This window comes from Micromonospora sp. NBC_01739 (assembly GCF_035920385.1).
GTDB lineage: Bacteria > Actinomycetota > Actinomycetes > Mycobacteriales > Micromonosporaceae > Micromonospora.
In genome coordinates, this window is sequence record NZ_CP109151.1 from 4,407,741 (window position 1) to 4,432,544 (window position 24,804).

Here is a 24,804-nt window from a genome sequence, read left to right on the forward strand (position 1 = left end):
AGGTGGGTGGGGTCAGCGTTTGCCGAGGGCGAGTGCGGTGATGGGGGTGCCGGTGTGTCGGGACAGGGCGGCGGTGACGTCGTCGCGGGCGTCTTCGGGGGCGATGCCGGCGAGGTTGGCCAGGGCGGCGGCCATGCCCAGTTGGTCGCGGACGGTGACGAAGCCGAGGAGTTCGCGTAGCTGTGGTGCCCACGTGGTTTTGCCGGCGGTCAGGTCGGCGTTGAGGTCGATCGCCGCGTCGACGACCGGTTTGGGGACGCCAAGGGCGCGGGCGAGGTCCCAGTCGGTGGTGACGTGCAGGTGGACGGTGAACCGGGAGGCCAGGGCCTCGGTGAGGACCGCGCCGTGTACGCCGGGGTTGTGGCCGGCGACGATGTAGAACCCGTCGACGGCCTGTACGGTTTCGTTGCCGTTGGCGGGGATGGTGATGACGCCGCGGCCGTCCATGGCCGGGTACAGGACGGCCAGTACGCGGGGTGGGATGAGGGTGGCGTCGTCGACCAGCAGTACCCGGCCTTCGCGCATGGCGGTGACGAGGGGTCCGTGGATGAACTCGTAGCCGCCGCCGGGGATCGGGTTGTAGGAGCCGAGGAAGTCGTCGACGACGGTGTCGCCGGTGCCGGCGACGGTGAGCAGGTCGGGGAACGCGGCTTCGACCATGGCGGTCTTGCCGGTGCCCGGTGGCCCGTACAGCAGCACGGGCACCCGCTGGGTACGCAGTCGCTGTAGTTCCTCGACGTCCCAGCCTTTGCCGAGCCGCCGCGGGTGGTACAGGGTGCCGTTCGGTCGGGGTACGGGTGCGGGCCGGGACCGGCGGCCACCACCGCTGCCGGTGGAACGGGTGCGGGGTGCGGCGGGTGGCAGGGTGCCGGCGGCGTCGATGCCGGCCTGGGTGATCTGGAAGCGGTGGTGCGGGTCGCGGTGGTGGGTGGCGTGCCCGACGGCGGCCATCTTCTTCAGTGCCTCGAACACGGCGCCGGTGGACGGTGCGCCGATCGCCCGGGTGATCTCGCCGACCTTGAGGATGTCGTCGGGGTGGTCGGCCAGGTGTAGGGCGACTTTGCGGTACAGGTAGCCGGACCGTCCGGAGGTGGCCTCTCTGGTGGGTGTGCCGCCGGTGCCGGCCGCGGCCGGGTCGGTGCGGGGTGGGCCGGTCGGTGGCGTCGGCGGGTGTGGTGTGGTCATGTGGTTGCCTCGATCTCGGTCGGGCCCGCGCACCCGTCTCCGGGTGCGCGGGCGGTCGGTTACCGCACTGCGGAGACGGATGCGGTCAGCACCTGCCGGCCGGTTCGGGCCGGGCAGGTGGGCGACCACACCGCGTTGGTGCTGAAGGGTTACGGCGACGCGGAGGTACGCCGCCGGTGCGTGCTGCCCGGGGGCGGCCTTGCGCGGGCGCGTCGGCGCCGACGATGCAACGCCCCCAGGCCTGATCGATCAAGTCGAATGGATGTGCAGGTTGTGGGATTGCTGGGGTGCCGGCTGACCATGTGGGCGCATCGAGGGCCGAAAGTGGTGCCGGGTGGACCGGTTGCGGTCAGTCGGCGCAGCCTTGTTGGCAGCCCTGCGGGTCGCACTGTTGCCCGTCCGCCATCCGGGCCAGGGCCCGCTGGTCGTCGCTGTCGAGGTCGTCGAGGAACGGCCAGCCGAAGCCGTCGGCGAACGCCTTGACCATGGGTGCTCCATACATCGGGTAGCTGGTGTGGTCCATCGCCCGCACGATGTCGTCGCGGCCGAGCAGCCAGGCGAGTTCGCCGAGCTTGTCCACCGACCGGCTCGCCGAGTTGCCCCGGTGGTCGATGATCTTTCCGATGGCGAATCGCAGGTAGTCCCGGGCGTAGGTCTCATGGTCGACCCGTGGGGTCCACTCGCCCGGGGTGCCGGGGCCGAGGAGCTGGCGGGCGTGGTCGAGATCGAGTGCCTCCACGAGCACCTCCTCCCGGAAGCCGAAGATGTCCCGGCGGTGGGCGCGCAGCGCCCGGATCCGGGTGACGATCTCCTCTTGGGTACGGGCAGTCACTATCTGGTTCCTTCCTTGTCGGTGTCGCCTGTCTGCGGTGGTTCTGCCGGTCCGGCCTGGGTCGGTTCTGCGCTCTACGCCTGGTCGGGTAGGTCGCCGATGATCCGGTCGCAGGCGTAGGGGTCGACGGCCTCCCAGCACCAGCTACGGCCCATCACCACGTATCGGCCGTCGCTGTCCGGGGTGATGTGGTCGATGGCTTCCGGGTCGTCGGTGGTGGCGCGCTGGTCGGCGACGATGACGTCGCCGTCGAAGGACAGGTCGGCCAGCGCGGCGTCGACCCGCCGGTTCAGGTCGTTCTCCGGGACGCCTTCGTCGCGCAGGCGGTGGCGGTACTGGTCGCGGTGACGCTGGTGGTCGGCGACGATCGCCTCGGCCACTTCGCGGGTGCAGGAGAACACCGCCCACCCGTTCCAGCGGTCGGTCAGGGTGCCGACGAACCCGACCGTGATCCGGTCGTCGCCGTCGGGTCCGGTGGTGCGTGCCCAGTCGCCGGAGAACACACCGACGTCGCCGATGCGGATCCGGTCGGGGTGCAGGTGGGACACGTCGCGGCCGGTGGGGCTGGCCGCGAGGTGACACAGTTCGGTGACGCGGTCGACGGTGGCGGTGTCGTAGGCGTCGCGGTAGACGGTCATCGCCTCGTCGCGCTGCGGGATGCGCAGCCCGAACCAGCCGGAGACATCGCCGGTGGCGTCGGCGAACAGCTGCCATCCGCTGGTGTCGACCGCATCCCCGGCCGCCGTCGGTTGGGGCAGGGTGTCGAGGACTGCGGGGTCACCGTCGTCGATGCCGGTGAGGATCCTGCGCGCGGTGAGGCGGGTGTCGCCGCTCGCGCGGGTGCCGATGGTGTTCTGCGCCCACCATTCGGCGGCGGTGCGGCCGGCCTCGGTGCCAGCGGTGCGGATCCGCCGCAGCGTGGCGGCCCATTCGGCGGCGTCGTCTACCGGGTCCCCCGTCGACGCTGTGGTGGTGAGGGGTTCGATGCGGTCGCCGTCGTCGAGGCACATCGACAGGGTGGAGCCGCTGTCCCAGGTGACGTCGACGGTGTGGTGCTGCTGGTCGTGGCGGCGGACGGTGCCGGTGTCACCGGGCCGCAGCAGGGTGTACGGGTCGCTGGTGTGGACCAGGGCGACGCGCTGGCCGGGCTGGTAGATCAAGAGGTTCTCCGATCGGTGGATGGGCAGGCCGCAGCCGGTCGACGGCGGCCGCGGCCGGGGATGGGCGGTCTCATCGGGTGCCGTCCGTCGTGGGGCTGTGCGGCGGCCAGGGCTTGCGGGTGACGTGGTCGCCGAACATCGGGTCGGTGGCGACCGAGGAGCCGCAGCGGGTGCAGCTGGTGACCGTGTCGTGGCCGTAGCCGGCCATGGACGGCACCTCGATGTGGTCGATCTCGTCGACCGCGCCGCAGACCGTGCACACCGTCATCTCCGGGTCGCCCTCGTCGGGGGCGGGTTCGGTGACGAACAGGTCCTCGACCGGATCGAGGTGGTGCGCGCTGTGCCGCAGCCAGTGGCCGTGGATGCTCGCCTCGTACACCACCAGCCGCCGCTGGTCGAGGTGCAGCAGGTACAGCCATTCCAGGGCGCCGTCGATGTCCTCCCGCAGGAGGCCCTGCCGGGTCGTACCGGTGTCGGCCGGGTAGCCCAGTCCCGCTACGGGCGGCTGCCGGTCCCAGCGGCGGGGCTTGGGGTTGATGGCGAGGGTCCACCAGTTGTGGGCCAGCAGCGCGGCGGCCATGGCGTTGGTGTCGCGGCCGAACGTGTCGGTCCAGATCCGGCGCAGCAGCGGCACCAGCTTTTCGGGGTCTTCACCGAACTGCAGGTAGCGGGCGGTGTACCTGCCGCGCGACGCGGCGACGCCGATGAGCGTGGGTGTACTCACGTGCCTTTCCCTTCTCTCAGAGATCAGTGGGATGGGGGGTCGCGGTGGTGGTCCCCGGGCGGGGACGACCTGCCGGGCTGGGTGTGGATGGCGTGGCGGCCGCCGGTATCGGTGCTTGGGGTTACCGGCTCAGGGGTGCGCCGACGGAGGCCATGAACGCGACCGGGTCGACCGCCGTGCGGGATGTGTGGTCACCGAGGTGCACTTCGAAGTGCAGGTGCGGGCCGGATGAGTGGCCTGAGCTGCCGGCCACGCCGATGACGTGGCCCGCCGTCACCCGCCGGCCCTCCACGACGGAGGGACGCGTGAGCAGGTGGCAGTAGCGGGTGGCCACCCCGTCGGGGTGGGTGATGTCGACGTACCAGCCGCAGCCGCGGGTCAGCTCGGGGTGGCCGTCGCGGTCGCAGCCCCAGTCCCGGCCGGTGCGCACGTCGACGGCGTTGCAGCGCACGACGGTGACGGTGCCGGCGGACGCGGCGTGGATCGGGGTGCCCTTCGCCACGATCAGGTCGACACCGTCGTGGCCGGGTCGGCTCGTGGTGCGGAAACCGGAGCCGACGTCCGCGTGCACCGGCTGCGTCCAGCCGTGGATGCTGACGGTCAGCTGGCAGGCGGTCAAGTCGGCGCGGACCCTGGTCAGGGCGGCGACGATGCGGGTGGCGTCGGGTTCCCATCTGGCGTAGGCGTCCGGATAGGCCGACCGCTGCACCCGTTGGGCGGCCTCGGTCAGCGGCATCGCCTGCCAGTCGTCAACGGAGCGCAGGCTTTGGTAGAACGCTGTCGCCGCGTACTGCGGGTCGAGGAGTTGTTCAGGCGTGCCCCAGCCCTGGGAGGGGCGCTGTTGGAACAGGCCGACCGAGTCGCGGTCCCCGCCCGGCGTGTTGAGCAGGGAGGACTCCTGCATCGCGGTGGCCACGGCGATGACCCAGCCCCGTGGCGGGACGCCGAGACGGATGCCGACGGCGGTGATGGTGGCGGCGTTGCCCACCTGCTCGGCGTTCCAGTCACCGATCGGCCCGACACTGGTCGCAGCGGTGCTGCGGGCGGTCGGCGAGGTGGTGGGCGCGGCACCGGTGGTCGGGCCGCAGGCGGCAGCCCGGTCGGCGAGCATCAGGGTGGGGGCCAGTCCGGAGCACAGCAGCAGGACACCGGCGACCGCGACAGCGATCCCGGACAGCACGCGGATGGACATGGGTCGCTCCTCGAAGGCAGGCGGGCAGGGCCGGGAACCGGTGAAGGCCACGCGGGGCCTGGAGGCGTCACGCGTGGCCTTCGGACGGTGGGTGGAATCAGCGGGCGAGGACGGCGACCTTCTCGCCGTGCAGTAGGGGCGCCCCGTCGGGGCCCTTGATGTGGGCGTTGATCCAGATCCGGTACGGGTTGCCGGCACGGTCGATCAGCCGTCGCCAGTGACCGCGTACGACGAACCGCACCCGGTAGTGCCACTTGGGTTCCCCGTCGGCGGGTTCAGCGAGTGGGCTGGTGCGGCGCAGCATGACCACGCGGGTGTCGTGGCGGATGCTGGCGCGCACGGCGCGGCGGCGGGCGGCCCGGTCCAGTGGGGCGGCGGCGACGGCGGCCAGGGGTTGGGCCTGGATGCGCCAGAAGGCGTAGGCGACGGCGGCGCAGGCGCGCATCGCGGTGGTGGTCTCGTCGATGCAGAACCGGCCGTCGGGTGCCGGTTCCCAGTCGTGGTCGTCGCCGTCGAGGACCGGCAGGTCGGGGCGGGGGTCGACGGGCTGGCCGATCGGGATCTCGGTGAAGTCGGTCAGCACGTAGGGGCCGAACTGCCGGGCGAGGTCAGGTCGGACGGCGAGTTGCTCGCGGCGGCGGATCGCGGAGGGGTCGTGCGGGTCGTGGTGGTCGGCCCATCCGCCGATGGCCCAGGCCGACCGGCCGCTGCCGGTGCTGGTGGTGCGGGCCCAGGTGATCGCTCCGAGCGAGGACACCTCACCGCTGTGGCTGCGGTGGTAGATCGGTTCGGGTAGGAACAGCACCCCGCCGTCGGTGGGGGCGACGTCGGCGGGGAGCACCTCGCCGGTCAGGTCGAGGGCCGTCGCGGCGGCGGCGATGATCGCGGTCATCGCGGGGGCGATGACGTACGGTTCGCCGGATCGCCACGGGTTGGCGGTGATGGCCCGGGCCGCGTCGAGGACCTTCGCCATGCCCGCCGGGCTGGGGCTGGGATGGTCGGCGAGCCGGCCGCCGAAGAACGCCTGCAGGTACTGGGCCGCGAGCGGACCGCGATGGTAGTCGACCATGCGGGTCCGCAGGTCGACGGCGGTGCGGGCGTAGCCGGCGAGTGTGTCGTTCGGTAGGAAGTTCACTGTCTGCCTTCAGGGTTCGCGGGCTCAGGCGGCCAGCGCCGCCACGGGTGGACGCCGGTGCCCCCGGGACTCCGGTGGCACCGCGTCGGCTATGGGCGTGAGTCGTGTCAGGGGTGCGGGCGGGTGGGTGGGGGTGAACCAGCCGGTGAAGCGGCCGGAAGGGGCGGGCACGGAGGGCGCGGGTACAGGGGCGCGTCCGCGTACGACCCCGACCGGGCGCGGCCGGAATGCGCCAAAGGTGGCGGGGGTGCGGCGGGCGTGTCGGTGGGCGCGGTGGGCGGTGCGCAGCGCCCAGCAGGGGCCGTGCTGCCCTCGGCACTGCAGGTTCGTGCAGAGGCCGTCGGGTCCGGGCTGATGGGCGGCGGCGACATCGACCGCGAGGGCCCACAGGAGCCGGTCAGTGACGTCGTCCGGTGCGGGAGTGCGGTCGCTGGGCCGCCGGCTGCGGCGGCCGGGATATGGGTTGGGTGCCACGGGTTGGCCCTTCGGTCGGCGGATCGCGGGCATGCGCGGTCGCCGTCCGACCCACGTTGGGCCAGGGATGCTGGTGCCCCTGGCAGCCCGGCGGACGACGACCAGCAGTGATCGACGCTCATCTCTCGGCCAAGGTCAAGTCGTGCCGGGTGGGCGGGGTTCGACGACCGCCGAGGATGTGGACAGACGAGGTCGGGTAGGCGGGGTGAGGCACGGTGAGGACCTCGCGCCGGACGATCGGCGCGAGGTCCTCCGGGTACTCCCCGTGCGGGTGCCGGATCAGCGGTGACGGCGCAGGTCCCGCAGGCGGGTACCCGGCGGCACCCCGGTGTGGGCGGTGGTCGTCGTGGTTCCGTAGACGCCCGCTCCGGACTGTTTGGCCTGGTACATGGCCATGTCAGCGTGGTGGAGCAGGGTGCGGGGGCTGACGCCGAGGGCGGCGGTGGTGTGCCCGACGCTGGCCCGCACGGCCACGGTGTGCGCGCCGAGGTCGACCGGGTGGCGACCGACCGTCCGCCAGGCGGCGCGGGCGGCGGCGGCGACCTCGTCGGGGCCGCCGTCGACCAGGAGGGCGAACTCGTCGCCGGACAGCCGTGCGGCCAGCCGCACCGGCCCGGGCAGGGCGGCGAGTCGTCGGCCGATGTCGGTGAGCACGTCGTTGCCGGCCTCGTGGCCGAAGGTGTCGTTGATGGCTTTGAAGCCGTCGAGGTCGATCAGGACGAGCCCGAACGGCGTCCCGCGCTGGGCGGCGCGGCCGGCGGCGGCGAGCAGTGCCCGCCGGTTGGGGAGGCCGGTGGTGTCGTCGTGGTCGGCGGCGTGGCGGGCACGGGTCAGGGCCTGCTGCTGGTGCCACAGCAGCCCTGCGGCGAGGGCGAGACCCGCGAGGACCCCGCCGACGGCAGTGACGAGCGAGGACAGGATGGGAGACACTCGGGTAGCTCCTTGTCTGTGAAGGAGCACCGGGGGCGGGCGTGGTACCGGCAAAGTTCGACGCCCGCCCACGGGCTACCGGCTGGGGCGAGGGTCGTTTCAGGTGGTGGGGCCGGTCAGGGCGAACGTGGCGGGCTTCTCGGCGACCATGACCGCACGTCCGGTCCCGACGAGTTTCACCGCGGCGTTGTGGACCGCACCGGCGCTGGCCTTCTTCGCGTCGGTTCCCTCGTTGGCCCGGTCGATCAGCCTGCACAGTTCGCTGACCTTGTACTGCTTGCCGGGGTTGGCCTCGAGGATGTCGAGGATCGCGCCGCGCAGCGTGCCCGACGCCCGACGGGCGCCAGCCAGCCCGCCCGCCACCAGACCAGCGGAGGCGGAGGATGTTCCCTCAGCGGTGGGATCGCCCGTTGTGTCATCGGTGGGGTCGTCGGCAGGCGTGTCGGCGGGTTCGTCCGCTGTGGGTGCCCCGGCGGGCGGGTCGGTGTGGTCAGCCGCAGCCGGCACCTCGGGTTCGGCGCGTGGGCGGCTGTCGTCGGTGGTCTCGGGCAGGGTGGCCTCGTCGGGTGCCGTCTCGACATCACCGGCACCCGGTGATTCCGACTCCGAGGCGGTGACCGGCGGATCGGTGGGGTCCGCTACGGCTTGCCGCTGGTCATGGTCCTGCCCGGTGTTCTCCGTGTCGTCGCCGTGCGTCCCTTGTGGTGCGTCTGCGGCGGCATTGGGCGCGTCTTGTCCTTCGGGCTGGCTGTGGTCGTCGGCTTCTTCTACCTGGGCGCGGCCGGTGTCGGTTAGTCGCCACAGGCTGCGGCCGGTGTCGCTGCGGGTGGGCTCGGCCAGCCCGGCGGTCTCCAGGCTGCGTAGTTTCGGGGTGGTGGTCGAGTAGCCGAGGCCGGCTTCGGTGGCGATGGCGGCGGCGGTGGCCTCGCCGAGCCGGTGCAGCGCGGCGAGGACCTTCGCGACGCTGGGTGCCGGCTGTGGTGGTGTGGCCGTACCGGTGGTCTTGTCGGTTGGTGTGCTGGTCATGGGCGGGTTGGCCCCCTTTCTCCTTGCCGCTGGGCAGGGGTCGGTGAGTGAGGCGCGTGCGCTGATGCACGCTTCGAATCGGGGTGGTGGTCAAGTCGTCCGCCCGGGGTGCGGAACTGTGGCGCGCAACGGCGGGCGCATTCGCGGCGTGGTCCGTCAGTGGGCGGCGTGGTAGGCGTCGCGTACCGCGGCGGGGATGCTGCCGCCGGTTCGTGGTTGGGGCAGGTTGCGCTCCTGCCAGTTCGTGGTCCACCACCAGGTCCGGATCTCCTGCGTGCGGGTACGCCCGGCGGCGCTGCCCGACTGCCGTCGCCGGACGGTCTTGGGCTGCTTGGGCAGGCGGCGTCCGGCCGTGATGAACGGGCCGAAGGCCGCCGCCATGCGGTCGAAGTTGCCGGCGGACAGGTCGATCTCGTAGGTGACGCCGTTGAAGGCGAACTGGTAGGTGCCGACGTCGTCGGTGGAGCCGTCGAGGTCGTCGACGAGGACTGCGGTCGTCCTGGTAGCCACGCGGGGTCTCCCTTCCTGGTCGTGGGTGGGTTATCGGGTGCCGAGGCCGAGGCGGTGGCCGATTTCGGGTCCTCGGTGCACGGCGGCGACGGCGGCGGGCAGGTGCCGGCGTTGCCACCCGTGCAGGGCGGCGGTGAGGTCAGCCCGGTACTTGCGGTGCTGGGTGAGGGCGGCGACGAGGCCGGCGGCCTGTTCGATGCCGTTGTTGGCGCCGCGGGCGGTGTGTGGGCGGACGGGTGCGAGGGCGTCGCCGAGCAGGACGGCGTGGCCGGTGCCGACCGGCCACACCATGCGCTCCGGTGGGGTGATGTCGAGGACCGGCACGGCCATCCGGGTGGTGGTGGCGTGGACGATCGCGGCGTGTTCGGCCGGCAGGAGCAGGTCGGCGTGGGTGTCGACGTGGGTGCGGGCGGCGGTGCTGACGTGTCGGGGCAGGGCGAAGACCCGGCGGGTGGGGTCGGCGCCGAACCGCTGCGCGTACTCGGCGCTGGTGCAGCCGAGGTAGAAGGTCCAGTCACAGCCGCCGGGTACCGGGGCGAGGTTGAACTGCACGCCGGGGCAGGGCTGCAGCCGTAGGAAGTCCCGCAGACCCGACGGTGGGGTGACCTCGGCGATGCCACGGTGGGCGACGTAGCCGGCGTACCGCAGCCTCCGGTCGGGGTCGAGGAGCCGGCGGCCGGTGGAGGACCGGCCGTCGGCGAACACGACCAGGTCGGCGGGTTCGGTGTGGCCGTCGCTGAACCGCAGCACCGGCTGGCCAGCCTGCCCGGTCAGGGCTATGACCTTCATTCCGGTACGCAGGACACCGGCCGATAGGCGGCGGGTCAGCGCGTGGTGCAGCAGCGACCAGGTGGTGTTGCGGCCCGGGTAGGTGCGTCGAATGACCTCGGCCGGGTGGCGGTCCCGGATGGTCATCTGGACGACGGCCTCGGAGTCGTGGGCGACGAACTCGTGCTGGGCGATGCCGAGGCGGTCGAGCACGTCGAGGGCGCAGTGTTCCAGGCCGATGAGACCGCCGCCCCGGGGCGCGGACTGCGGTGCGGCCTCGAAGACGGTGACGTCGTCGAATCCGGCGTGCAGCAACAGCAGCGCGGTGAGCGGGCCGGTGATGCTGCCGCCGACGACGGCGATGCGCAGCTGGCGGCCGGAGGCCGGCCTGGGGATGGGTGTCATGAGGGGTTCCCTCCTGAATGGCAGGAACCCGGGCACGGCCGTGCCCGGGTGTGCGCGAGTGCGCGGATGGCCGGGCATCGGCCAGGTCGTGCCAGTGACAAGCGGCTCAGGGGCTTAGCGGCGCGACGTTGACGCGCCGATCAGCCGCCGGCAGCGGGTGTGTCGGGTGGAGGGAGGTTTCGGATGAACAGCGGGGTGACGATCTCGGCGACCGCTTCGCTCTGCTCGGCGTCGCTGTCGTTCTCAGCCCTGGATCCGCAGAACGGAGCGTCGAGGTGGTGCGCCCGGTCGAATCGTGGCTGCCGTGACCGCCTTGCTGGCCGGCTCCTCGACGGTCACTGGACGCTGTTCTTTGGGCTAGTGGCGCGGGGTGGTCGTCTCGGCCGTGACCAGGGTCCAGGGCCACTGGTAGGCGCCGATGGCGTAGCAGCGGTTGGCGTCGGGTACAACCCGGTCGTGCGCGACCCACCGGCCACCCAGACCGTCGTGCTCCCACTCGATGACGACCTCGTCACCGTCGAACCGCAGCCGGGGATGTTCGCCGGGCATGCCGCCGGGATGCAGGCTGTCGAGGTGGGCGGCCATCCGCTGCACCGCGAACAGCGGAAACCGGCACAGCAGGCCGGCCCGGCCGAGCGTGGTGTAGCCGAGGGCGACCATGGCCCGGTAGGCGCCGCCGCCAACAACGTCGCAGGTGACGGCCGCCGGGGTCCAGGTAGCCAACGGTGGGCTGATGTCGCCGCGATCGCGGGAGATCCGGTAACGGTTGTCGGTGGCGTCGCTGGTCGGGTCCGGGAGCAGACCGAACCAGTGCATCCGGTGACGGCGCGCGAAGCGGAGCAGATCGAGCAGATCGCGACGGCCGTCGAGGAACGTGGTGTGCAGGGGCAGGAATCCGTGCCCGTCGTCGGCGGGGCGCGGGTTACCGGTGGCGCCGGTGGCGGTGTGGGTCCACGTCTCGGCGAGGACCCGGTGCACGGTGCCGTCGGCGTCGTACCAGCGGGGGACCCCGTTGGAGGTCAGCCAGTCGCCGTCGGCGTCGCGGTACCAGATGAGTGCGGCCTGCTCCGGCAGACCGGCCCGGAGCTGCTGCCGGCTCGTGAGGTGGGCGTAGGTGGCGGCGGCATGTTCGGCGAGCGGAAGGACGTCATCGACGCGGAACCACAGCCGGTGAGACACGGTGGAACCTCCGAGAGTGTGGGAAGAGGGAAAGGTCGGCCGTTCGCCCGGCCGGTCGGGCGTCCGCTGCCCCGGCGCGGGGGGCCGGCAGGCTCAGTCGACAGGCGGCGGGCCGGGCGGCGTGGGCACGGTGACGGTCGACAGGCCGACCGTGCCGTCGACGACGGTGATGACCAGGGTCGAGTGGCCGTGGCTGGCGGCGGCACGTAGTTCATCGACGAGCCGAGCGTCGGCCCGGCGCAGTGGAAGGGTGACCAGCAGGTCGTCACCGGTGTGGCCTGGCGGATTGTGGCCGGCGTGCTCGGCGTACACGGCCTGGACAGGGCAGGTCGCCGCCTGTTCCGGGCCCGACGGTGCTGCGGGCAGGCCGTTGCATGTGAGGTAGGCGCTGTCATCGGTGACAAGCAGCAGCACTGGGCCGTCGGATTCGTCGTCGACCGCGGCGGTGTGCGCGGTGGCGGCGTGCTCGGCCAGCTCCAAGACGTCGGTGAGCCGGAACCGGTAGACCGAGATCATGTGGGCGGGATCCCTCCTGCTCGGGGGTGCTCGGGGTGAATGCAGGAGCCGACCGGACGGCAGCGCGCATCCCTCGGGTACAGGGATGGCGGCTGCCGGCCCGATCGCTCGGTGAGGTGTCCCTGCGGAGCGTGAAAGCCCACGGCCGTGGGCTCGTGCCCGGCCAGGGTCAGAGCGCGACTGCGAGTAGTCGCTGGTCGGGGTCGAGGGCGGCGAACAGGCGGTTGGCCTGTTCGAGGTAGGTCACCCGGTCGGCCATGGCGTCGCTGGCCGGGGCCAACGTCGCCCCGTCGATGGTGATCAGTGCGTCGCCCGCGACTGCGGTCAGCGCGCTGTAGTGCTGGTAGGCCATGTATCCGGCCTGGTACATCTCCACCTCGGCGAGGGTGATCTGCCCGGCGCCGTACGTCGCGGCGTTGTGCATCCGGATCGCATTGATGCGGGGCTGGTTGTTGAAGTCCGCCACGGCCTTGTCCCACGGGTACGTGTCCGGGTCTGCCAGGTGGCGGGCCTCGTAGACGTGCCACGGGGTGGCGTTGCGGGTGCCGTGCACGACCCGGCTGAACAGTTGGTGGCGGATACCCGCCCCCATGGCGGCGGCTTGGAGCATGCCGTCGAGATTGAGCAGCCGTACCGGTCCGCCGGCGCAGGAGGCCGGGCGGCCCTTACGCAGGCTGATCATCTGCCGGTGCTGCCACCGGCGCAGAGCCGTGCTGGCCCAGAAACGGGGCGACAGGGTGCCCTGCACACTGAAGTTGCGGTCGAGCTGATGCGCGGTCAGCGCCTCGCGGGGCAACTCTGCCGGAATGCACAGGACCATGGCGCCGATCCTGGCCCTCGGCTTCACAGCTGCAGCGGGGGTGACGTTGCGGGGAGTCTTGCCCATGGGGTCCTCCTTCGAGGTCGGCGCGTCAGGGCGCGCGGAGATGACCGGCCCACCGGGTGCGTGGGGCCGGCTGCGGGGATGGGTGTGGTGCGGCAGGTGGTTGGGTGCGACCTGGGGTCGCCGCGCGGCGCGACGCCGACCGGCCCGTATAGGCGGGTGGGCGGGCGCACCGGTAGGTGCGGCGGTGGTTCCGAGGTGGGGCCGAACCGGGGTGGAGATATATGAGGTGCTGTTAGTGCCGTGAACGGTAGCGACCTGATCTGTCAGGCCGGTCCGACGAGTTGATCGCCGAGTACTGGGGTTGACCTGCGCTGTAAGACATCCCGGACGCTGTGGACAGGCATCGCTAGGCCGCTGTGAGACCCGCACCCCTCACAAATGATCTTGGCGTAACAGCCTATGCCTTCGGGGCGCTCCCCTCAGCGTGCTTGCTCCAGCCGTCGGGGCGTGCGTCATGGGTGCTCAGCCAGCGATATCGCTTCTTTCTCGTCCTCGCTGACGCTCAACTCTCGGTCTACCTACGCTTCGTCGATTGGGTCGAACGAGATGAAGTTGGACGGTTGCCCGCCCGATCGGGTCTTGCACGGGGCGATACCATCCATGGGCAGAACGAACGCGACCCTGCCGCCCTTTGCCTGACCTTGACGGAGGTACCGCCGATGGTCATGCGGCCCGTCCCAGTCGCTCTCGCGGCTACTGGAGTCCTAACTGGTGCGGGCGGGATGGCGGCAGGCGTTTACGGGCATGTCCAGCGCATGCGGGCGGAGACACAGTCGCGCGAACTTTGGGCAGCCTACGAGGATCGCTATAACGCGCACCTTGATGACCACAGACGAACGAACGCGCAGCTGCGGGCTTTCGGCCGAAAGCACGAACAGATACACAACGACGTCGTCCTACGGATGCGCGACATCCTTAAACGCAGCGACATGCACGCAAAAGTCAGCGACTTACTCGTCCTCGACGGCGTCGACTTCTCCACCAGCCTAGAGGTCATGGCGCGGCCGAAGATTGACCCCGACGTCGAAGGTTGGGCCCAGGGCCTCATTCACTCAGCCCAAGCTGGTTACACAGTGTGGGGATTTCTTCATGCGGGTGTAAACCAGATCGCGAACGCCGGCACCGGCACACCCCTCGCGAACCTTCGCGGCATAGCGCAGGAGAACGCACGCAAAGCGGCCCTCGGTGGCGGACCGATCGCTTCAGGCGGCGGCGGAATGGCGCTGGGAGCACTGGTCGAGAAGATCGCCGTGGGCGGGATCGTTTTGGGTGCCTTCGGTGCCACGGCGTATATGCAAGGCGAGAAGGCGATGACTGAAGTCGAGAGGTACCGGGCAGCCTTCGGTGTCGCCATCGCCGACCTCGACGTTCGTGACCGGCTCTTCTACGGAGTGAGGGAACAGGTTCAGGAGAAGGACATCGTTCTCACTCAGCTCGCCGTGCGGGCGTCTAGGGCCCTCGACGCACTCGGGACCGGGCGTCTCGACTCGGCCATTCACGGCGAGCGTTTCGAAACGGCGTGGATGCTGGTCAAGGCGGTGCAGGAGGTAGCCAACGCACCTGTCGCTGACGAAGACGGCACCCTCGACCGGAACACCGGAAGATTGATCTTCAAGTACCGCAAACGCGCGTAAGGGGACACAGCATGGCGGTGCAGAAGGACGTGCTGGAAGGCACCCCGATACGCCCGAAGGCGAAGGATCTGCAGGTCGGTGCGGTAGACGCGCTCAGCGCGCTGAATCTGATCGTCGGTGTTGTCCGCGACGTGGTCCAGAATCACCAGACGGAAAGCACGAGACGCGAGTTCCTACGCACCTACCGCGAGACCGAAGTGGCCCGGATCAAAGCGTCACAGGATGCCTTGCGGGACTACTTTGACCAGGTATACGCAGAGCGGCGCGACATCCATCAGCGGCTGTTCGCCAGCCTTGACCAGGCTTTGGAAGCAGGCGACGTAGGAGCAGTCCAAGCTGTAGTCGGCGGGATCGTCGAAGTGGCACGCACATCACCGCTCGCCGACGTCGGCAACCTCATCGACCTGAAGCGAGCCATGGACGACCCCAGCACCGTGTGGCAGCTGTAGCACAAGGCGCTTCGGGATTGGGCCGGTTGACGCTCAGATCATGCTGGTCTTATCCGGGGCGCGGGAACGCCCCGGGGACGAGGGAACGATCAGCGGGCGGCTGTTGTACGTCGGGCGGTCTGCTGATCGGCCCCACTGTGTCGACCATTTGAAACAACAGTTGGTTGAGATGAGCAGGCGACGCCCGGCCGTCACGGCGTTGCGCCTCGTTGGTCCTTCCACAGCAGTTCCTCCGTACGCTTGCCGACCAGCACGGATCGGGTCTTCTTCCACAGCGTGCCGATGGCGCGAAGCACCCGTCTGGCGAGATCTTTGAGGCCCTCCGTGAGGCTGACGTAAGACTGCGATCGAAAGCCTGCGTAGCAACCAGCGAAGACCAGCCATGGAGCGACGCCGAACCCAGGCTGCAGGCCCAGGCCGTACAGAGTCGCCGCGATGCCGCCAGCGCCGGCAATCAGCACCAGCGTACGTACCCTGGTGCTACCGCTGATCAGCATCGCAACTGCTGCGAAGGCCGTTGCTAGCGCGACCCAGCCCAGTCGCGTGTCGGCGGCCGGCATGTCGAGGCCGTCGGCCAAGAGCACGCCGAGCGGTGCGGACAAGAGGAAGGCGGTGAGCGCCGCGATGTTCCATGGGCTGATCAAGCGGCCACGTTTCTCCAGCAGTGGTTTGCCACCGCAGTCAGCTTGGCTCTTGTGGTGTCTACCGCGGGCGACCGGTTTGCCCGTGTAGGGCAACAGCGCCGCGCACTGAGGCTTCGCTCGTAGCTCCGGCGCATACTGGATCTCGCCGCCGACATCGCGGCAATAGCTGCTGGCTTCCAGTGCCCAGGTAAGCGTTACGAACATCACCCCGAACGCGCCGAAAGCACCTGCCACGAGCCACGTCCGGGCGTCGTTGACGCCCAGCCCAACAAGCCAGCACGCCACGGTGGCCCGCAGCACGTAGCCGAGCCCGACAGCAAGCCATATCGCCACGGTGACCGACGTCGTCTGCTCCGGCCGCTCGGAGGCAGGACGGCGCCGCAGGGCCTCGTACAACACGGCAACACCGAAGACCGCGCCGGTGAGACAGGTCATCACCCACCACAGGCCGAAGAAAGCGCCACCGCCGAGCGCGAGTGCGACACGCGCGAGGGCTGCCACGGCCGATCGCCGCACGTTGCGTCGCATCGTCTCCCCACTGTTGCCGACTGGTAGCCGCTTTCGCGCCCTCCTCGCGGGATGAGCGACATCATCGGCCAATCCAATGATGTCGTTCCACTGATAGCGAGCGGGGTAGACGAACACTTCCAGCGCGACGATTACCACGACTGCGGTTATCAGGTCATCGCTACCGAGCCGTAGAGATCCGGCCCACACTAGAAGACCACCGAGCGCCGGCACCATGATCCATTTGACCCAGTCTGCGGTTCGTGGCACCAGAAGGTAGGACCAGAGCCGCCGTTCGCCTTCGAACGGCGGCCCTGGCCGGTCGAAGGCGAGTGTGCGTGACGCGTACTTCGTCGTATACCTGAAGAAGAGTGAGTTCCCGCCGACGGCGGTGGCCATAACCTCGACGGTGAACAGGAGCGCGAACAGGCCATATATGAGGAACATGATCAGCTGCCACGGCTGATTGAGGCGAAGTGCGACGTAAACGGCTAGCCCGCCGAAAACGACCACGACGCAGAAGTAGATCAGCAGGGAGAGCAGTCGGAAAGCTAACCGCCCCCGGCGCAGGCTGATTATCTCGGTCGTCACGCCTATGAGGCTCGCCGGACGTAGGGCCGGAACCGCGACCAGCGGGTCGACCGCGTACGTCTGCAACTCCTTCTCGATCGCACGCATGTAGTAGGAGCGCATCGTTGCGACGATGCCGATCATCTGCATGTACGCCAGTACGGCCAGCGTCGGCAGTGGGGTCGCGGCGAGCACCGCATCGTGCACCGGGAAGCACTCCTCTTTCTGCCCAGCCGTGCAGGTCTGGCTGACAGCCGCCACTACGGCAGTGGCTAGGGCCACGGCTACGCCGATCAGCGCCGCCATTGTTCCGACGAAGGAACGTTCATCGTCGCGCGCCATCTCGTAGTCGCTGATCAGTACGGCGAGCCGAGATTGATCAGCAGCGTTTACCATCACGCGGGCCACGATCATCAACATGACACATCGCAGCAAGTGGGGAATACCGGCGGGATGGCTGCCTCGACCGGGTGCCGTTGCGGATGTTGCCCGCGCCGTCACCCGCCTGGTCGTGTTTGGCGTAGCCGAGGTGCTCGGTCATCTCCTCGTTCAACGCGGTCTCCAGGACCGTCTTGGTCAACTGCTTTACCAGCCCGCCCGGGCCCGATCAACGACAGCCCTTGCTCCTTCGCGGCCCGGACGAGCTCGACCGCGGCCTTCGCCTCCGCTGACAGCTCGGGCCGCTTCTTACGTCCGATTTGATCGTTCAGGTCGCGGTCCTCACGGCACTCTCTTCACCAGGCACAACGCCCCAGCAGGTCAGGCCGGAAACACGTTAGATCCACACGCCCGTGCCCTACAGGTCGTCAAAGCGCTGCGGGTTAGTAACGGTGTCGGGTCCGTGGTCGCAGGGCAATTCGTGCAGGTGCCTGCGGTGGATGGGGTCCGAAACGAGGGTCCACACACGGCCAGCGGGGTCGGGGCCGTGCACAGCGGTGGCGATCGGGCTGGCGGTGCGCAGTCCGGCGAGCACACCGAGGAGGCTGGCCTCGCGGCGGCGGCTGGGTACCCAGAACAGCACCGGGTAGCGGGGGCCGAAGGTGGTGAGGCGTTCGTAGCCGCGGAGTTTTGCCACGACGCGGGCGAGGTTCTCGGTGTCGTTGTCGTATTCGAGGAAGAAGCCGGTTGAGGTGTCGCCGATGGTCCACACGCCGTGCCCGTCGGGGCGGATGCCGGCTTGGGCGTAGACGGTGGTGGCGTGCTGCTCGGACCACCATCGGGACAACCGGGTGTCGGGTGTGTGGCGGGCGGTGGCGATGAGGTCGGTGAAGAACTGGTTGACGCCGAGGAGGTGGTTGACCTGGCCGCTGGCGGCGATCCGTTTGGCGCGTTCCAGGGAGCTGCGCGGCGGCTTGCCGCTGGCACCGGCTGGGTCGTGGTAGGTGGTGGGGTGTAGTTGCAGTCCGACGGGGCCGAGGGTGTAGAGCAGGGATCCGTAGCGGCCGGTGTGGTTGCTGCGGCCGAAGCGGTGTAGGACGTCGAGGCGGTGCAGGATCGTGAGTCGGCGTTGGGCGGTGCGGCGGCTGTCGAAGAAGGCGTTGGTGATCTGGTCGGTGGACAGCAGGTAGTGCTCGGCGAGTAGCGCGAGGAGGGCGTGGTCGCGGGGGACGATGCGGCCGAATACCGCGAGGGGGTCGGGTTTGCTGGAGGCGGGGGGAACGCGGGAGTACACGATGTTTGCTCCTTTGGGCAGGATGGGGTTCCCTCCCGATCGGGAGGGTGTCTGGCAGTGGGGAGTCGGTGCGGAGGGTCTGCCAGGGGGCGTGTGCGGCACTGACAGACCAGGTCAGCACTGTGGGAGCGGTGTTCGGCGGTCATCGGTCGCGATCCCGGTGACGGTCCGGTGCGCGACCCGGGCGACGCCACCGGACCGGCGACGACGGTCAGGCGCGGTCGCTCTTCGGACGGGACCGTCGTTGTTCGGGGTTGCGGCTGAGTCGTTCGACGAGTTCGTCGACGGCGCTGGTGTCCTGGACCGGTACCGCCGCGGCGGCGGCCTGCCGGATGGCGGTCGCCTCTCCGACGACCGGTCTCGGTGGTCGGGTCCGCATGGTGAACGCCGGGGTTTGGCGGCCGTTGACCACGAGGCGTGCGGCGGCGGTGTAGGCGTCGAGGTGGGCGAGGTCGTGCTCGCCGAGTTCGGGCTGGGTGTGTCGGGACAGGACTTTGGCGTCCTCGGGTGCGCAGGTGAAGTACACCTTGTTGCGGGCGTTGGCGGAGGCGGCGGCGAGCAGGTCGCGGGGGAACTGGGCGAGGTCCTGGTGGGCGAGTACGAGGGAGAGCCGGTACTTGCGGGCTTCGGCGAGCATCATGTCGAGGCTGTTGGCCAGGGTGAGGAAGTTCTGCGCCTCGTCGATGATCAAACTCGCGTCGCGGCGCTTCTCGGGTGCGATGGCGGCGCGGGCGGTGGTGGCCTGCCACACCTGGGCGAGGATGAGGGAGCCGAGCAGTCGGCTGGTGTCCTCGCCGAGGACGCCTTTGGGGATGCGGACGAGCAGGACTCCGCCGTCGAGGACGCGGCCCATGTCGAAGCTGGATCTCGGGTAGCGCATCGTCCGTTTGACGAAGTCGCGGAGCAGGAACGCCCGTAGACGGGCGAGGACGGGGCCGATGACCTGGGAGCGGAGGCTGTCGTTGAGGCCGTCGTACCACTGCCAGAAGCCGCTGAGCCCGGCCGGGTCATCGAGGTCCACGGTCATCGCGGACCGGAACTGGGGGCTGTTGAGCAGTGGGGGGATGTGCTGCAGGGTCACGTTGTTGTGGCGCAGCAGGGTGAGGCAGGCGACCCGCATGACGTCGTCCATCCGCGGACCCCACGCTTTGGCGAAGATGGTGCCGAAGATCGACACGAGGTTGTCGACGACCAGATCGGGATCATCGCCTTCGAGCGGGTTGAGCGTGGGTGGGTTGTCCTGGTCGGGGTCGAAAAGGACGACGCGGTCGGCGACGGTGGCGGGGAGCCGGTCGAGGATGTCCAGGACGAGGTCGCCGTGGGGGTCGATGACGACGGTGCCGCGGCCGGCTTTGATGTCGTCGAGGGCCATGTTGACCAGCAGGGTGGTCTTGCCGGAGCCGGTCGAGCCGATGACGTGCAGGTGATACCTGGCGTCGGGTACCGCGAGGCCGACGGCGTGGCCGCCGATCTCGGCGTCGCCGAGCATCTTCACCCCACGACCGCCGCCGGGGACGGCGACCGGTGCCGGCATGGACGCGGCCCGCGCCCGGTCGAGGCCGGGCACGGCCAGGTCGCGCGGCAGGGCGGCCAGCGCCGCGAGTTCCGGGGCGGAGGTCAGGAACCCCGGGCCGAGCCGTCGGGCGGCGAGGACCGCCACCGGCGCGGGCATCCGGGCCCGGTGGGTGAGCCGGTTGCGGCCGGTGTGGATGGCGAAGGCCGAGGCGAGGGTGTCGGCGATGCCCCGCAGCCGACCCCGCGGGTCAGCGCCGGAGCGTCGGCTGGTGGTGGCGACCGCGTACCGGATACCGGTCTGCCACAGCGGGTGCGCTGTCTTGTCCAGGATCGCCCGGACGTCCCGCTCGACGGTGGGATCCCGACGGGCCACCGGCGTGGGGTGGCCGGTGCCGCCGCTGCCGGGCAGGAACGCCTCCAGCAGCCACAGCACCGGCGCTGCCGGGTTGATCGCCGGCACGGCGGTCTTGCCGGCCCGAAGCCGGCCGGACGCCCGACGGGCGCGTGCCGCTCGCCGGGGTGTGGCCGGGCGGGCGAGGACCTGCACGCAGGCGTACTCGCCGGGTTTGAGCTGCGCGCCGGCGGACATCAGCGGGCGCAGCGGGTCGGTGTCGTGGTCGGTGGTCAGCGGTAGCCACTCCGCGTATACGGGCAGCAGGTGTCCACCGGCGGCGGGATGCGCGTCGAGCGGAATCGGGGGCGGCGGGTTGTCGTCGGTGGTGGTGGCCGAGCCGGGCCACGCCGCCCGTACTGCCGCCTCGACCGCGCCGGGTGGGACGGTGCCGGGTACCCAGATCGAGATGAGCAGTTGCCGGCCGGACCAGGTGTACTGCCAGACGACGTGCGGGGTGCCGTAGAGCAGGCGTCGGCGTCGTGACGGGGTCAGTACGCCGGCAAGGTTCGCCCACAACGCGGCGGCGCTGTGCGGGTCGACCTCAGGCGGCGGGGCGATCGTGACCAGCCGCGCGTCGTGGGCGTGGTGGTGGTGCCGCCAGATCTCGACGAGGTTGCGGACCGCGATCCATGCGGCGAGCAGTCCGGCGGCGACAGCCGCCAGCCAGGGTCGCTGTGCCGCCCACACGGCGGCGTCGACCAGGGCAGCCCCGGGTCCGGTAGGAGGGGGAATGGGACCGGCGCCCGGCCCGATGGTGGGGCTGGGCGCCGGTGGCGGTGACATGAGCGCTGATCCGAGGACTCCGGTCGGTGGTGTCACAGGTCGTCCTCTTCCTCGTCGACATGGGCCAGTTCGGTCGGGTCGGTGGTGCACAGGGTGTGCTCGGTGTCCGAGGAGATCGACTCGAAGCTGGTCCTGTTCACGCCGGAGATCAGCAGTCCTTGGCCACGACGGGCCGAGAGCAGCAGCCGCCGCTCACCGTCGGTGAGCCCGAACGCCTCGCCGACGGCGTCGATGGCCTGGGGTGCCTGTCGCAGCAGCACCTGGGTGGCGGCGTTGGACACCACGGCCTGGCCGAGGTCGGTGCCGAGCAGGTCGGCGGCGTCCTGGGTGATGACGGTCAGTCCGGCGTTGCGTTTGCGGGCCGCCTTGCTCATACGGAACAGGAAGCGGGCGCCTTCGCCGTCGCGCATCAGCAGCCACGCCTCGTCGACCACGACGAGGCGTCGCCGCGACGGGCGTTGCGGGGTGTCGACGGTGCGCCAGATCGCGTCCAGCGCGAGGAGGGTGCCGACGGTGCGTAGTTCGTCGGGCAGGTGTCGCAGTGACCACACGACGAGGTGTCCGACGGGGGCCTGGGTGGTCGGGGCGTCGAACAGGTCGGCGAAGCTGCCCTGCACCCACGGCGCGAGCCGGGCGGCCAGGGTCGCGGCGGCCGGGTCGTCGTCGGTTCGCAGCGTGGCGGCCAGGTCGCGCAGCAGTGGTGCGGGCCGGTGGTGGGTGGCCGGGTCGGCGGTGATGCCGGCGGCCCGGTAGACGGCGAGGATCGCCCGGTCCAGCGCGGCCCGTTCCGCCGGTGGCGGCTGGTGGCCGAGCAGCACGCTGATGAGGGTGTGGAGGAACAGGCCGCGGCGGGTCAGCGTGTCGGGACGCCGGTCGTCGAGCGGCAGGTCGAGGGGGTTGATCTTCACGCCGGGCATGCCCAGCCGGACGATGCTGCCGCCGACGGCGTCGGCCAGGCGCAGGTACTCGTCTTCGGGGTCGACCACCGCGACCTGCACACCCTGGTAGAGGTTGCGCAGGATCTCCAGTTTGACGAAGTACGACTTCCCGGCACCGGATCGGGCCAGGACAATCGAGTTGTGGTTCTCCTGGGTCCAGCGGTCCCACCAGACGATCCCCGAACTGGCGGGGTTGACGCCGTAGAGGACACCGCCGGTGGTCGGCGGGTCGCCGGGCAGCGGGGCGGGCAGGTCCGGACTGGACAGCGGGAAGGCGGCGGCCAGGGCGGCGGTGTCCATGGTGCGGAGCATCCGCAGCCCGTCCGTCGCGAGGGGCAGGGTGGTGGTCCAGCCGGCCAGTTGCCGCCAGGTCGCGGGCTGCACCTCCAGGAGGGTGGACGCGGCGGCGGCCCGGACCTGCGCGCACGCCTGCAGTAGTTCGTCTTCGCTGCGGGCGTGCACGGTCAGGTACAGGCCGACGCGGAACAGCTTCGCCGCACCACGGGCCAGTCGTTCGGCCAGGTCACCGGCGTCGTGGGCGGCGGCGTCGACATAGGGGTCGGCGAGTTTGCCGCGCTCGGCGTCGGCCCGCCTCGACGACTCCAGGCGGGCCCGCTGTGTGCGTAGCCGGGACGCGGCGACAGGTGCCGGTAGCGGTTCGATGTGCAGGGCGAGGTCGAGGCGGCCCGGCCAGGACAGCAGCGGCTCCAGCCACGCCGGGCCGACCTCGGCCGGGTAGCCGGTCACCACCAGGGTGGCGGCGTAGCCGTCGCCCACGCGCAGCCACCGGGGGGTGACCTCGACAGTGGCCGGCGCGACCGCCGACGCCACCGAACCGGTCTCGGACCGCTCGGCGGAACGACCTCTGATGCGACGCCTCATCATGATCACGGTTTTGTTCTCCTCTCATCGCTGCGGGTGGCTGGGGTTGCGGTGATGACCGCGTCGGGTGCGGCCAGGCCACCCGGGCGCGGCGGCCGGTACGGGTCGGCGGCGCAGGTGAGAGCGGCGGTGACCGCCGGTCCGTCCAGGACGCGTGGGGTGACGCCGAGGCCGGACAGCGCGCGGACGGTGTCGTCGGCGCGGCGACGCGCGGCGTGCGGGCCGCGTTCGCCGACACCGGTGGCGGTGGTGATGAGGACCTGCCGGCGCAGCGGGTCGCGGCGTGCGGCGAGGTCGGCGAGGAACGCGGCGTGGTCGGCGCAGGCCGCGCGTAGCCGTGGATGTGGCTGGGTGTCCGCGGCGGCGGCGAGGGCCCGGCTGTGGGAGGCCAGGTCGACCGGTTGCGCGGACACGACGATCTGGACCGGGGCCGAGAGGCTGTTGAGCCACCGGCCCCAGCCGTCGATCAACGCCGCCTGCTCGTCGGGGGTGCGCAGCGCCAGGTTCACGGTGGTGGTGCCGACGATCGCCGCCCGCGCGCCGTCGAGGCTGATCTGTCCGTCGTCGTCGATGGCGTCGGCGGGCAGCCGCAGCGGCGCCGGCAACGGCTGCCGGCCGGTCTTGGGAGTCTCGACCCAGTCCGGCACACCGCCGCGGTCGGCGGCGCCGGGGGTGGTGGTCAGTGCCCGGGGGGTGCGGGTGTGGCGGATCGCGTGTAGCAGCCACACGTCCAGGGACAGGCCGTCGCGGCGGCCGAGCGCCAGGCCGATGACCAGCCCGCCGAGTACGACACCGGCACCGGTGAGCAGCGGTGTCGCGACGACGCCGTGCAGCGCCCGCCACAGGCTGTAGAAGACGAGCGCGCCGGCGGCGACGATCGCCAGCTGGTGGAACGTCAGGCCGTAGGCGACCTTGTCGGGGGCGTCGACGTCGGCGGGCATCCGTGCCCTGGTCGGCGTTTCGGGCTCAGGTGCGGTCATCTGATGGTCCTCCGAAGGGTGTTCAGGCCGGGGACGGTGCGGGAGAGCTGCTGCACCACGACGACGCGGACGACCGCGCCGAGCATGGTGCTCGTGCCGCGTCCGGTCTGGCCCGCCCAGCGGGCCATCAGCCCGGGGATCTTGACGGTGGTCCACAGCAGCACCACCACGACCAGGAGGTTCAGGGTGCCGCCCGGATCGGCGGGCAGACCGAACACGGGCAGCATGGCCGTCGGGTCCAGCAGTGTCTGCTCACCGGCGGTGAGGAAGAACGCCTGCGCGACGGGTATCGCCAGGCATCCGGTGTAGGCGCGCCACCACAGTCGGGCGAGGCCGTCGGTGGCGGGTAACGCGTGGCAGGCCAGCGCCAGCGGCGCGATGGCCGTCATCACCAGCAGCGCCACGAACCGGCCGATCAGCTGGAACGCGGCCGTCACGACCAGCACGGTGATGACCAGGGCCAGGACCAGGAACAACAGCGGGACAGTGCGGTCGTGTGCCGCCGCGAGGTGGGTGCGGATCGCGGTGAACGCGCCGTCGCCGTCGTAGCCGCCGTCGCTGACCGCCGCGGTCAGGGCGTTGGCGAGATCGATGAGCTGGTCGCAGGCCAACTGGGAGAAGTGCGCGGCGGTGAACCCGACGACCAGCCGCGGTAGGAGGTCCTTGACCGTGTACCGGGACTGCTCGCCGCCGCCGGCGACCATGACGAGCACGCCGGCGGCGACGAACGCGAGGACGAAGACGGTGTCCACGATCCAGACCGACCGGCCGGTGAGGGCCTGCACCTGCGGCAGTCCGGTGACCTTCGGGGTGGTGAGCAGGACGCTGGTGATGAGGTCGAAGATCGCGCCGAGGCAGGCCAGGATCGCCTCGGTCAGCCAGTCCAACGTCTGGTCGAGGAACCATCCCATCGG

General features: G+C 70.7%; 22 protein-coding genes and 1 pseudogene. 2 read left to right on the forward strand and 21 right to left on the reverse strand.

Going from position 1 to position 24,804, the window contains the following annotated elements; genetic code table 11:
* Positions 1–12: 12 nt before the first annotated feature.
* The 14 genes from OIE53_RS19780 to OIE53_RS19845 all read right to left on the reverse strand — a co-directional run bounded on the left by OIE53_RS19780 (position 13) and on the right by OIE53_RS19845 (position 12,922).
* Positions 13–1,185 carry an AAA family ATPase gene (locus tag OIE53_RS19780; RefSeq protein WP_327023024.1) on the reverse strand — a complete coding sequence of 391 codons (1,173 nt, stop codon included), beginning with the start codon at positions 1,183–1,185 and terminating at the stop codon, positions 13–15.
* 349 nt (positions 1,186–1,534) lie between these two features.
* Entirely contained in the window at positions 1,535–2,017 is a 483-nt protein-coding gene (locus OIE53_RS19785; protein WP_327023025.1) for a hypothetical protein, read from the reverse strand.
* A gap of 74 nt (positions 2,018–2,091) precedes the next feature.
* Positions 2,092–3,177, reverse strand: a complete 1,086-nt coding sequence (locus OIE53_RS19790) for a DUF4314 domain-containing protein (protein WP_327023026.1) — start codon at positions 3,175–3,177, stop codon at positions 2,092–2,094.
* Positions 3,178–3,247: 70 nt separating this feature from the next.
* Complete coding sequence (locus OIE53_RS19795; RefSeq protein ID WP_327023027.1) at positions 3,248–3,901, reverse strand: hypothetical protein; 654 nt, start codon at positions 3,899–3,901, stop codon at positions 3,248–3,250.
* A 121-nt stretch (positions 3,902–4,022) separates the two neighbouring features.
* Positions 4,023–5,093, reverse strand: a complete 1,071-nt coding sequence (locus tag OIE53_RS19800; RefSeq protein WP_327023028.1) for a peptidoglycan DD-metalloendopeptidase family protein — start codon at positions 5,091–5,093, stop codon at positions 4,023–4,025.
* Positions 5,094–5,190: 97 nt separating this feature from the next.
* Positions 5,191–6,228, reverse strand: a complete 1,038-nt coding sequence (locus OIE53_RS19805; RefSeq protein ID WP_327023029.1) for a hypothetical protein — start codon at positions 6,226–6,228, stop codon at positions 5,191–5,193.
* Between the two features lie 24 nt (positions 6,229–6,252).
* On the reverse strand, positions 6,253–6,702 hold the full coding sequence (locus OIE53_RS19810) for a hypothetical protein (RefSeq protein WP_327023030.1): 450 nt from the start codon (positions 6,700–6,702) through the stop codon (positions 6,253–6,255).
* A gap of 279 nt (positions 6,703–6,981) precedes the next feature.
* Positions 6,982–7,632: a GGDEF domain-containing protein gene (locus tag OIE53_RS19815; RefSeq protein ID WP_327023031.1), complete on the reverse strand. Its 651-nt coding sequence runs from the start codon at positions 7,630–7,632 to the stop codon at positions 6,982–6,984.
* A gap of 99 nt (positions 7,633–7,731) precedes the next feature.
* Positions 7,732–8,658: a MarR family winged helix-turn-helix transcriptional regulator gene (locus OIE53_RS19820; RefSeq protein ID WP_327023032.1), complete on the reverse strand. Its 927-nt coding sequence runs from the start codon at positions 8,656–8,658 to the stop codon at positions 7,732–7,734.
* Positions 8,659–8,814: 156 nt separating this feature from the next.
* Positions 8,815–9,168, reverse strand: a complete 354-nt coding sequence (locus OIE53_RS19825) for a histone-like nucleoid-structuring protein Lsr2 (protein ID WP_327023033.1) — start codon at positions 9,166–9,168, stop codon at positions 8,815–8,817.
* Between the two features lie 30 nt (positions 9,169–9,198).
* The gene (locus OIE53_RS19830) at positions 9,199–10,341 is read right to left on the reverse strand and encodes an FAD-dependent monooxygenase (RefSeq protein ID WP_327023034.1); all 1,143 of its coding nucleotides are present in this window, start codon (positions 10,339–10,341) and stop codon (positions 9,199–9,201) included.
* Positions 10,342–10,698: 357 nt separating this feature from the next.
* Entirely contained in the window at positions 10,699–11,520 is an 822-nt protein-coding gene (locus OIE53_RS19835) for a hypothetical protein (RefSeq protein ID WP_327023035.1), read from the reverse strand.
* Between the two features lie 93 nt (positions 11,521–11,613).
* Positions 11,614–12,036 carry a hypothetical protein gene (locus tag OIE53_RS19840; RefSeq protein ID WP_327023036.1) on the reverse strand — a complete coding sequence of 141 codons (423 nt, stop codon included), beginning with the start codon at positions 12,034–12,036 and terminating at the stop codon, positions 11,614–11,616.
* A gap of 169 nt (positions 12,037–12,205) precedes the next feature.
* Positions 12,206–12,922: a hypothetical protein gene (locus OIE53_RS19845; protein ID WP_327023037.1), complete on the reverse strand. Its 717-nt coding sequence runs from the start codon at positions 12,920–12,922 to the stop codon at positions 12,206–12,208.
* Positions 12,923–13,644: 722 nt separating this feature from the next.
* Between OIE53_RS19845 and OIE53_RS19850 the strand changes: the two genes are divergently transcribed.
* Both OIE53_RS19850 and OIE53_RS19855 read left to right on the forward strand, forming a co-directional pair.
* Positions 13,645–14,556 (forward strand): hypothetical protein, encoded by a 912-nt coding sequence (locus tag OIE53_RS19850; RefSeq protein WP_327023038.1) that lies wholly within the window; start codon positions 13,645–13,647, stop codon positions 14,554–14,556.
* Positions 14,557–14,567: 11 nt separating this feature from the next.
* Entirely contained in the window at positions 14,568–15,005 is a 438-nt protein-coding gene (locus OIE53_RS19855) for a hypothetical protein (protein WP_327023039.1), read from the forward strand.
* A 191-nt stretch (positions 15,006–15,196) separates the two neighbouring features.
* Here the strand turns inward: OIE53_RS19855 and OIE53_RS19860 are convergent, their stop codons facing one another.
* From OIE53_RS19860 to OIE53_RS19890, 7 genes and pseudogenes are all read right to left on the reverse strand, one after another.
* Positions 15,197–17,146: a hypothetical protein gene (locus tag OIE53_RS19860; protein ID WP_327023040.1), complete on the reverse strand. Its 1,950-nt coding sequence runs from the start codon at positions 17,144–17,146 to the stop codon at positions 15,197–15,199.
* A gap of 40 nt (positions 17,147–17,186) precedes the next feature.
* Positions 17,187–17,424: pseudogene (locus tag OIE53_RS19865) on the reverse strand (transposase); the annotation flags it as partial.
* Between the two features lie 98 nt (positions 17,425–17,522).
* Positions 17,523–18,398 carry a replication-relaxation family protein gene (locus tag OIE53_RS19870; RefSeq protein WP_327023041.1) on the reverse strand — a complete coding sequence of 292 codons (876 nt, stop codon included), beginning with the start codon at positions 18,396–18,398 and terminating at the stop codon, positions 17,523–17,525.
* Between the two features lie 211 nt (positions 18,399–18,609).
* The gene (locus OIE53_RS19875; RefSeq protein WP_327023042.1) at positions 18,610–21,090 is read right to left on the reverse strand and encodes a helicase HerA domain-containing protein; all 2,481 of its coding nucleotides are present in this window, start codon (positions 21,088–21,090) and stop codon (positions 18,610–18,612) included.
* 32 nt (positions 21,091–21,122) lie between these two features.
* Positions 21,123–22,910 (reverse strand): VirB4 family type IV secretion system protein, encoded by a 1,788-nt coding sequence (locus OIE53_RS19880; RefSeq protein ID WP_327023043.1) that lies wholly within the window; start codon positions 22,908–22,910, stop codon positions 21,123–21,125.
* A gap of 5 nt (positions 22,911–22,915) precedes the next feature.
* Complete coding sequence (locus OIE53_RS19885; RefSeq protein WP_327027291.1) at positions 22,916–23,851, reverse strand: PrgI family protein; 936 nt, start codon at positions 23,849–23,851, stop codon at positions 22,916–22,918.
* A 35-nt stretch (positions 23,852–23,886) separates the two neighbouring features.
* Positions 23,887–24,801, reverse strand: coding sequence for a conjugal transfer protein TrbL family protein (locus OIE53_RS19890; protein WP_327023044.1), 915 nt, complete (start codon positions 24,799–24,801; stop codon positions 23,887–23,889).
* Positions 24,802–24,804: the final 3 nt, after the last annotated feature.